1 protein-coding gene is annotated in these 448 nt (G+C 65.6%); it reads right to left on the bottom strand.

Annotation, left to right across the window (positions count from 1 at the left end; genetic code table 11):
* On the bottom strand, window positions 1-423 hold a 423-nt coding region (locus HGO92_RS23240; RefSeq protein ID WP_502306001.1), incomplete at its 3' end, for a cupredoxin domain-containing protein.
* Between the last annotated feature and the right edge of the window lie 25 nt (window positions 424-448).

Below are 448 nucleotides of genomic sequence, written 5' to 3'. Positions count from 1 at the left end.
TCCGTCCAGCGTCTTGGGCATCCGCCCTGCCGGGGGAGGTGTTCCGATTCCGGTGCTGATCAAACCGTAGGCGTTGCCTTCCTTGCCTTCCGGCAGTGCCAGGACGGGCGTGTAGCCGTCGCGCACGGTGATTAGGGCGTCGATGCGTTCGCCCATGCCGAGGACAACGGCGTCAATGTCGTGGAGCTGTACGGGGAAGCCGTCCGTGTGGGTGAGGGTGAGCTTCTGGCCGGGTACACCGACCCGGTAGGCGGTGTCGCCGGCGGCGTTGATGATCCGCAGCCGGATCCGGCTGCCGGGTTTGCTCTCCAGGACCTCGGCTTCCTGGGCAGGTTTTCCGTTGAACAGGTGGACGGGAATCTTCACATCGCCGGCGTCACCGCCGAGATAGTCGCTGGTGGCGCCCGTCAGCATGTGTTTCATGCCCATGTCCATGCCACCCCCGCCC

Origin of the sequence: Crystallibacter degradans (genome assembly GCF_012952295.1) — a bacterium.
Lineage (GTDB): Bacteria > Actinomycetota > Actinomycetes > Actinomycetales > Micrococcaceae > Crystallibacter > Crystallibacter degradans.
The sequence above is the reverse complement of the archived record's forward strand: the minus strand, read 5'-3'. Positions and strand labels throughout refer to the sequence as shown.